Annotated in this window: 8 protein-coding genes and 1 pseudogene; 4 read left to right on the forward strand and 5 right to left on the reverse strand. The window is 65.2% G+C overall.

The annotated features are described in order from the left end of the window. Positions 1-93 precede the first annotated feature (93 nt). Positions 94-1,143 carry an RluA family pseudouridine synthase gene (locus GSQ79_RS11515; protein ID WP_158808853.1) on the reverse strand — a complete coding sequence of 350 codons (1,050 nt, stop codon included), beginning with the start codon at positions 1,141-1,143 and terminating at the stop codon, positions 94-96. A gap of 175 nt (positions 1,144-1,318) precedes the next feature. On the opposite strand from GSQ79_RS11515, the pseudogene GSQ79_RS11520 reads away from it, so the two are divergent. From GSQ79_RS11520 to GSQ79_RS11535, 4 genes and pseudogenes are all read left to right on the forward strand, one after another. Next, positions 1,319-1,483: pseudogene (locus GSQ79_RS11520) on the forward strand (type II toxin-antitoxin system HicA family toxin); the annotation flags it as partial. Then, positions 1,483-1,926 (forward strand): type II toxin-antitoxin system HicB family antitoxin, encoded by a 444-nt coding sequence (locus GSQ79_RS11525; protein ID WP_158808854.1) that lies wholly within the window; start codon positions 1,483-1,485, stop codon positions 1,924-1,926. The pseudogene GSQ79_RS11520 and the gene GSQ79_RS11525, both read left to right, overlap by 1 nt. Positions 1,927-2,023: 97 nt before the next feature. Next, complete coding sequence (locus GSQ79_RS11530) at positions 2,024-3,826, forward strand: glucan ABC transporter ATP-binding protein/ permease (protein ID WP_158808855.1); 1,803 nt, start codon at positions 2,024-2,026, stop codon at positions 3,824-3,826. 73 nt (positions 3,827-3,899) lie between these two features. Then, entirely contained in the window at positions 3,900-4,931 is a 1,032-nt protein-coding gene (locus GSQ79_RS11535; protein ID WP_158808856.1) for a HoxN/HupN/NixA family nickel/cobalt transporter, read from the forward strand. A 239-nt stretch (positions 4,932-5,170) separates the two neighbouring features. Here GSQ79_RS11535 and holA read toward each other — a convergent pair whose 3' ends face one another. The 4 genes from holA to GSQ79_RS29465 all read right to left on the reverse strand — a co-directional run. Further along, positions 5,171-6,184: a DNA polymerase III subunit delta gene (gene holA / locus GSQ79_RS11540; protein ID WP_158808857.1), complete on the reverse strand. Its 1,014-nt coding sequence runs from the start codon at positions 6,182-6,184 to the stop codon at positions 5,171-5,173. A 106-nt stretch (positions 6,185-6,290) separates the two neighbouring features. After that, a complete protein-coding gene (locus GSQ79_RS11545) occupies positions 6,291-6,548 on the reverse strand; it encodes a hypothetical protein (protein WP_246725266.1) in 258 nt (85 codons plus the stop codon). A 99-nt stretch (positions 6,549-6,647) separates the two neighbouring features. Then, positions 6,648-7,178, reverse strand: coding sequence for an LPS assembly lipoprotein LptE (lptE, locus tag GSQ79_RS11550; RefSeq protein WP_158808858.1), 531 nt, complete (start codon positions 7,176-7,178; stop codon positions 6,648-6,650). 4 nt (positions 7,179-7,182) lie between these two features. After that, positions 7,183-8,476, reverse strand: a 1,294-nt coding sequence (locus GSQ79_RS29465; protein WP_246725267.1) for a class I tRNA ligase family protein, incomplete at its 5' end; no start/stop codon positions are given.

The raw sequence follows: 8,476 nt of genomic DNA on the forward strand, positions 1-8,476 counted from the left end.
GCAATGGTCAGCGGGCATGCTGATGAGTGACCCCGTTGGACGAGATAACCGGCTGGCTACTCCCGAGTTGCATGCGTAGCCGTCAACCCAGTGTCATGGATTTGTCCGCAGCACCTCGTGGAGCCGGGCGAGGTCCGGCGGAAACGGGCTTCTGAACTCCAGCATTTCACCGGTCACCGGGTGCTCGAACCCGAGCAGCGCGGCATGCAGCGCCTGGCGGCGAACGGTCAGATAGATCGCCTTGGACTCCGCGCCGAGCAAGCTGCTCTTGCTGGCGAAGCCTCGAGCGTAGAGCGCATCGCCGAGCACGGGGTGCCCGATATGGGCCATGTGCACGCGGATTTGGTGCGTCCGCCCGGTTTCCAGATTGCAGGTGATCAGGCTCGCCAGCGGCGCCCGCGGATCCGGCCCGAACGTCTCCTCGAGCTTCCAATGGGTGATCGCCTCGCGGCCACGCTCCGGCAAGACCACCGCCATCCGCTGCCGGTCGGCGGGGTGGCGGCCGAGCGGCGCGTTGACCGTGCCGAACAGCCGCGCCGGCTTGTTCCAGACCAGCGCCCGGTAGCTGCGCAGCAGCGGCAGGGTGCGGCCGTGGTCGGCAAACAGTTTTGACAGGCCACGATGCGCCGCGTCGGTCTTGGCCACCACCAGCAGCCCCGACGTGTCCTTGTCGAGCCGATGCACGATGCCGGGCCGCTTGACCCCGCCGATGCCCGACAGGCTGGTGCCGCAATGGCCGATCAGCGCGTTGACCAGCGTGCCCTCGTAATGGCCGGGCGCCGGATGCACGACAAGCCCAGCCGGCTTGTCGATGACGATGAGATGATCATCCTCATACACGACGTCGAGATCGACGGTTTCGCCCTGCGGCGTCGCATCGAGTGCCGGTGGTATGGTGAGCGTAATCTCTTGCCCGAGCTTCACCTTGTGGTTGGCGTCGAGCACGGCGACGCCGTCGATCGCCATGCGCCCGTCCTCAACCAGGCTTTTCACGCGCGTGCGGGACAGGCCGAGGTCCTTGCCCGCCGCCGTCAGGACGACGTCGATCCGCTTGCCGGCCTCGTCTTCCGCCACCGTGACGGCAAGGGTTTCCCCGCCCTCGTCGATCTCCTCGATATCCGTGTCGTTCAGTAGTGCCTGCATGCCGAAAACCATCCTCGTTGCGGCGGACCTTACAGGGTGCGGGCGCGGAAGTCCGGTTTGGGATGTTGGCCAGTGTTGACGCAAGAAAAAGTAAATGGAAGCAAACGCACGCTCGTGTTATTTTCCACACTTGTGTTGAGTAGTCGGCCACCATGAATGCTCAAGAGTCCAGAGATGGCTCGCGGCGCAAGGCTGCACCTTCGAAGCGAAGAAGGGCGGGTCAGGCCATCTTGTTGTCCGTTTCGGCGACAAGGTGACGGATCTGCCGATGCATGGGTCGCGCAAAGAACTCGGCACCGACCTCGTCAACGCGATCAAGAAACAGCTGGGATTGAAGTGATGCTCCGCTACCGCCTCAAGCTCGAACCCGACGACAACGGGACGGTCCTCGTCACCAGCCCGGATTTTCCAGTCGTGACCTATGGGGTGGACGAAGCCTCCGCCCTGCGTCACGCCAGCGAAGCGATCGAACTGCTCCTCGCCAGTATGATCGAAGCCCGAGGCAACATACCACCATCGTCGGTCGATCACGGCGCGAGCGCGTTCGTCCGGCTTCCGCTGCAGACGACCTTGAAGGTCGAGCTTTATCGCACCTTGCGCGCTGCAGGCTTGTCGCGCGCCGACCTGCAGCGCCGCCTCGGTTGGCAGCGCGAATCCATCGACCGCCTCTTCCGCCTCGACCATAACTCGAAGATCGAACAGCTCGATGCGGCGTTCCGGGCCCTTGGCAAAACGGTTGCCGTGGACGTGCAGGATGCCAAGCCGGATATGGAAGCCGCCTAGACCGTCGCGGAGCGCATCCCGGTTCCGTTCAGAACCCGTTCAGTCGTAAAAGCTCAAGCTAAGCTTTGTATCCAAACCAGCCCGCAGAACCACGCCCATGTCCTTCCTCCGCCTCTACGTCCGCGTGCTGGCCCTGCTTCGCGCCGAAGCCAAAATGGCGCTCGCGCTCGGCCTGATCAACATCGCGCTGATCGTGGCGCAGTTCGCCGAGCCGATCCTGTTCGGCCGCATCATCGACCGGCTGACGGCGGGCCAGGCGACCCACAAACTCCCGACACTGCTCGACCTGACGCCAATGATCGCGGCGTGGATCGGCTTCGCCCTGGTGTCGATCACCGCGGCGATGTTCGTCTCGCTGCAGTCCGACCGGCTGGCGCACCGGCAGCGGCTGGCGGTGATGGGGCGCTACTTCGAGCACGTGCTGAACCTGCCGCTCAGTTTTCACGCCACCACCCATTCCGGGCGATCGCTGAAGGTGATGATCGAGAGCGCCAACGGCCTGTTCATGATCTACCTCACCCTCTTTCGCGAAAGCTTCGCGGCCGCCGTCGCGATCGTGGTGCTGCTGCCGCTATCCCTGCTGCTGAACTGGCGCCTCGGCCTGCTGCTGATCGGCCTTATGGTGGTCTTCTTCTGCCTGATTCTTTACGTGCGTCGCCGCACGGAAACGCTGCAGACCGCCGTCGAGCGGCATAATTCGAGCCTCGCCGAACGCGCCTCCGACGCGCTGGGCAACATCCCGGTGATCCAGAGTTTTACCCGCATCGACAGCGAAGCCGCGGCGATGCGCTCGCTGACGCAGACCCTGCTCAGCGCCCAGCTTCCGGTCCTGACCTGGTGGGCGTTGGCCGTGGTCGGCGCGCGCACCGCGGCGACGATCACGCTGCTGCTCATCTTCGTCTTCGGTACCGCGCTGTTCCTCCAGGGTCTCGGTACGATCGGCCAGATCGTGATGTTCATGAGTTTTGCCACGATGCTGATCGGCCGGCTCGAGCAACTCGCCAACCTCTGCAACATGCTGTTCCTCCAGGCCGCCCGCATCCGCGACTATTTCGAGGTGCTGGATACCGTGCCGCATGTCGCCGACCTGCTCGGCGCCCGCGATCCCGGCCGGCTGGCCGGCCGCGTGCGCTTCGAGCATGTCGACTTTGCTTACGCCGGCGCTGGGCGACCGGCCGTCGCCGATCTCGATTTCACCGTCGAGCCCGGCGAGACGGTGGCGCTGGTCGGCGCGACCGGCTCCGGCAAGTCGACGACGCTGTCGCTCCTGCACCGGGTCTACGATCCCGGCCACGGCCGGATCACCATCGACGGCATCGACATCCGCGCCATGCCGCTCGATGCGCTTCGTCGCAACATCGGCGTCGTGTTCCAGGAGCCGATGCTGTTCGCCCGCTCCATCGAAGACAACCTGTGCATCGGCAAGCCGGATGCGACGGCCGCCGAGATCGCGAAAGCGCTCGACTTGGCGCAGGCCAGCGACTTCGTCGACCGCCAGGCGCAGGGCCTCGCCACCGGCGTCGGCGAGCGCGGGCGGATGCTGTCGGGCGGCGAACGCCAGCGCCTCGCCATCGCTCGCGCCCTGCTGAAGGACCCGCCGATCATGATCTTCGACGAGGCGACGGCCGCGCTCGACGCCACCACCGAGCGCAAGCTGCAGGTGGCTCTCGCCAAGGCCACCGAGGGGCGCACGACCTTCATCATTGCCCACCGCCTCGCCACGGTGCGCCACGCCTCGAAAATCCTGGTGTTCGAGGCCGGCCGGGTGGTGGAGGCTGGCACCTTCGAGGCGCTCGTCGCGCGCGGCGGCGTGTTCGCCGCGCTGGCGCGCGCGCAGTTCATGACTGCGGATGGGCCGGCGCCGCTTGATCAGGACGTCCTGGTCCTGCAGGCCCCCTGACCGACGCACCCCTGTTGCCCCGGTCCAGGTATGAAAATGTCGCGGTGCCGCAGCGCAACGCGAGGATGACGATTTGGGCCAGGGTTTTCGTGCAAACGTTATCGGCCTTTACGTTCTGCTGATCGCCGCCAACGCCGCCGCCTGGATCTGGGCGCTCGTCGCCTTCCACGATTTCCCCGTGCTGCTCGGCACCGCGATGCTGGCTTACAGTTTTGGCCTTCGCCACGCCTTCGACGCCGACCACATCGCCGCGATCGACAACGTCACCCGCAAGCTGATGCAGCAGGGCAAGCGGCCTCTAGCGACCGGCTTCTTCTTCGCGCTCGGCCATTCCACGATCGTCGTCGGCCTGTCCGTCGCTATCGCGATCACCGCGACCGCGTTGCAGACCCGGTTCGAGACCTTCAAGATCGTCGGCGGCATTATCGGCACGACGGTGTCGGCGCTCTTCCTGTTCGCCATCGCCTTCGCCAACATCCTCGTCCTGATCTCGGTCTACCGCACCTTCCGCGTGGTGAAGGGCGGCGGCCGCTTCGTCGAGGAGGACCTCGATCTGGTGCTCGCCAACCGCGGCCTGCTCGGCCGGCTGTTCCGCCGCTTTTTCGGACTTATCGAACGCAGCTGGCACATGTACCCGCTTGGCGTGCTGTTCGGCCTTGGGTTCGACACGGCAACGGAGGTCGGGCTTCTCGGGATTTCCGCCACACAGGCCTCATCCGGCCTGTCAATCTGGTCGATCATGGTGTTTCCCGCGCTCTTCACCGCGGGGATGGCGCTGCTCGACACGACCGACAGCATTTTGATGCTCGGCGCCTACGGCTGGGCCTTCGTGAAACCGATCCGGAAATTATATTACAACCTGACGATCACCGCCGTGTCGGTCGTGGTGGCCGTGGTCGTCGGCGGCCTCGAGGCCTTGAACCTGATCGGCGATCAACTCGGTCTGACGGCTGGCGGTGGGTTCTGGGGCGCGATCGGCGCGCTCAACGACAACTTTGGCGTGCTCGGCTACCTCATCGTCGGGATCTTTCTGGTGGCTTGGCTGGTATCCTACGGCGTGTATCGGATTAAGCGCTATGATGAGATTGAGGTTTCGGCCGTTTGATCGAGCGGCAGCTCGTTTTCTCATACCGCCCTATACTTTCGACCTATGACGTGACGGCAATGCCCAACACAGACCTATGCGTCAGGATCATTTCTGGCATGTGCCGATAATTGTTGTTTTCGTAGGGCTGCCGGCTATCTTGGCTTTAGCGAAAGCGACCCTTTCGCAGCCCATTTTGTGGGCGTTTCCTCCCATGACTTAAAAGCCGTCAGCCTCGCTGGCGGCTTTTCTTTTGCGGATCAGGCTGCGTCTTTCGCGCGCGCGGCCAGGGCCACCGACCAAAGCGCCCGCACGGCGATCGCCTGCGCCAGACGGGGTTCGCGACGCGCCCGGCCGATCGCCTCGCCCAGCGCCGTCACCGCCTTCGCCAGCCGCGGCGCATCCCACAGCCGCAGCTGCTGCTCGGCCGCAGCCTTGCGCGCGCCATAAAACCCGCCGGAGTCGCCGCCACCGCCGTCCATGGCGAGCCGCGCGCGATGCAGCATCGTGGCGTGCCGCAGCGCCGACCCGAGCAGGGCATTGACGTCGCTATTTTCGGCGAACACCTTTTCAGTGGTGGCCTCGACAGCGGCGAAAGCACCGCGAAACGCCCCGTCGATGGCGTGGTCCAGCACCAGCGCCGAGGCGTCCGCCACGATCGCCTCGACATGGTCGAGCGTCACGCGTCCTTCGCCGTGGGCGTAGGTCGCGAGTTTTTCCAGCTCCGAGCGTGTGCCGAGACGATCCTGGCCGAGCAGCGTCAACAGCAGCTCTTTGGCTTCGGGATCGATGGTAAGATCGTCGGCCGCCAGCTCGCGCTCGATGAGCTGGCCGATCTCGCGAACGCCGTCGGGGAAACATTCGATCGCCGCGGCGCTGCGCTCGCGCTCGAACAGTTTTCGCAGCTGATGGTCGCGCTTCAGGGCGCCGGCCTCGACGGTGATGGTGCACTGGGTCGGCGGCGCCTTGAGGATCAGCTCCATCGCCGGCATCAGCGACTTGGCGGTGGCCTCGATGGCGATCGCCTTGCGACCGCCGAACATCGGGATCGCATGGGCTTCGTCGACCAGTTTGAGCGGATCGCCCGCTATGTCGTCGCCGGACATGCGGACGAGCTGAAACGAGTCCTTGGGGTCATCGACTGCGCGGACCAGGATGGTGCGGATGCGTTCGGCCACCAGCCCGGTGTCGGTGCCGAAGACAAGGTAGAGAAAGACGCCAGGCGCCGGGTGATTGATGGCGCGATCCGCTTCGCCCGACCTGATCGCGACCATGGAGACGTCTCATGAAAATGACGGGCGAAAGGCCGCGTGACGTCATTGGCGCAAAAAAAGGCCGGGCAGCAAGCCCGGCCTCCGAATTCTTGAGGTTGCGAGCGGTCTAGCGGCAGACGCGGCGCGGGCCATAGGGGGTCGGACGGACGAAGCACTGGCGCACGAAATGAGGACGGAAGAAACCGTTCGGGCGGCAGCCGCCATACGGACCGCGATGCGCACCGGGGCCGCAGCCGCCGGCGACGAGGATCAGTTCGGGTGCCGCATCGGCGCCGGTAACGACGTTGAGCGGCATGGCATTGGCGGTGACAGCGCCGGCGAACAGAGTGGCGCCGGTCGCAAGAGCGAGAACGAGAGCACGCATAAGATGTCCTTTCACGGTGGCGATCAGCTGGGGGCGCTGACCGCTTCGCTTCGGCGAAACCGCCGACGCCCGCTTTAAAACACCCCTGCCGTGAACGCGTTATGAATGGCCAGGGTCAAGGTTGCGCGTCGCCAGTGCGGACGCCAGACGGATACGTAACTGATCCGAAAGCTGCTTGGCATCGCGGATCTCCGCATCGCGCGCGGCGCGGATGTTGGAATAGCGCTGATCGTTGCGATCATAGCTGGCGATGACCAGCGCCGTGCCCTTGACGATCGGATCGCCGCCGCCGATCGGCACGAGCCGGAAGTCGGCGTTCAGCGTCACCGTCGCCGCGCTGGCGATGCCGTTGACGGTATCGATGATCGGGGTGTTGGCGGATTCACGCAGCGTCACGTAGAGCCGGTATTTCGGCGGCACGTGGGAGCCTGTCCCGTTGAGGTCGAAGATCAAGTCGTCGCCGAGATAATGCCCGATACGCTCGGGGATCGGCTCAATGGCGATAGCCTGCAGCTCGGCCGCGACATCGCCGCCACCGGCGCTCAACGGGCCGTACATCGGCTGGAAACAGCCGCCGAGCGCGAGCGTGGATGCCGCTATGGCGGCGAGACCGGCTGCGCGGCCAAACATTCGATCACACCACGACATTCACGATCCTCTGCGGCACCACGATGATCTTCTTCACCGGCCGACCTTCCAGCGCCTTCTGAACCAGATCGAGCTCGAGCACCGCGGCCTCGATCTCCGCCTGCGTCGCGGTCCGCCCGATAGACAGGTCCGCCCGCTTCTTACCATTGATCTGCACCGGCAGCACGATCACATCCTCGACGACCAAAGCCGGATCGCCGACCGGCCAGGACGCCTCGGCGACGAGGCCGGTGTGACCCAGCTCAGCCCAGCACGATTCGGCCAGATGCGGCATCATCGGCGCAAATAGTTGCACAAGAATGTCCGCCGCCTCGCGGAAGGCGAACCGCAGGTCGGGCGCGATCTCCGGCGTCTCGATCGCGCCGATCGCCGCCGCCAGCTTGTTGACGAGATCGTAGATCCGCGCGATCGCCCGGTTGAAGCGAAGCTGGTCGATATCCTCGTTCATTCGCAGCAGCGCGCCATGGGCTGCCTTGCGCACGTCCGCCGCAGCCGGCGACATTGTTGCGGGCGCCTGTGTGCCGATCGGCGCGGCGACGCCGGCCAATTCGCCGACGAGGCGCCAGATGCGCTGCAGGAATTTTGCGGCAGCCTGGACGCCCTCTTCGGTCCAGATCACGTCGCGCTCGGGCGGCGAGTCCGAGAGCATGAACCAGCGCGCGGTGTCGGCGCCAAAGCTCTCGATGATCTCGTCGGGATCGATGACGTTCTTCTTCGACTTCGACATCTTTTCGATCGAGCCGATCGCCACCTCGGCGCCGTCGCTCATGCGTAGCGCCCGGCGGCCTTCCGGGGTGTTTTCGAAGCGCACCTCGGCGGGCGTGACCCAGGCGCCCGAAGAATCCTTATAAGTCTCGTGGTTGACCATGCCCTGCGTGAACAGGCCGGCGAACGGCTCGCGGACCTCACCGGCATGACCGCTCGCCTGCATCGCCCGGGTGAAGAACCGGGCATAGAGCAGGTGCAAAATCGCGTGCTCGATGCCGCCGATGTACTGGTCGACCGGCATGAAGCGATCGACGGCGGTGGCCGTGGTCGGCGTCTCCTCGTTCCACGGATCGGTGAAGCGCAAAAAGTACCAGGACGAGTCGACGAACGTGTCCATCGTATCCGTCTCGCGCCGCGCCGGCTCGCCGCAGATCGGGCACGGCACATGACGCCAGGTCGGGTGGCGATCGAGCGGATTGCCCGGCTGGTCGAAGGTCACGTCTTCGGGCAGTACGACCGGCAGGTCGGCGACCGGCACCGGCACGACGCCATGGGTGTCGCAGTGGATGATC

Source organism: Beijerinckia sp. L45 (assembly GCF_009765775.1).
Lineage (GTDB): Bacteria > Pseudomonadota > Alphaproteobacteria > Rhizobiales > Beijerinckiaceae > RH-AL1.

Excerpts from the sequence above, each read along its gene's own strand:
- GSQ79_RS11515 (WP_158808853.1), bottom strand. The coding sequence starts at position 1,143 with ATGCAGGCACTACTGAACGACACGGATATCGAGGAGATCGACGAGGGC.
- GSQ79_RS11525 (WP_158808854.1), top strand. The coding sequence starts at position 1,483 with ATGCTCCGCTACCGCCTCAAGCTCGAACCCGACGACAACGGGACGGTC.
- GSQ79_RS11530 (WP_158808855.1), top strand. The coding sequence starts at position 2,024 with ATGTCCTTCCTCCGCCTCTACGTCCGCGTGCTGGCCCTGCTTCGCGCC.
- holA (WP_158808857.1), bottom strand. The coding sequence starts at position 6,184 with ATGGTCGCGATCAGGTCGGGCGAAGCGGATCGCGCCATCAATCACCCG.
- GSQ79_RS11545 (WP_246725266.1), bottom strand. The coding sequence starts at position 6,548 with ATGCGTGCTCTCGTTCTCGCTCTTGCGACCGGCGCCACTCTGTTCGCC.
- lptE (WP_158808858.1), bottom strand. The coding sequence starts at position 7,178 with ATGTTTGGCCGCGCAGCCGGTCTCGCCGCCATAGCGGCATCCACGCTC.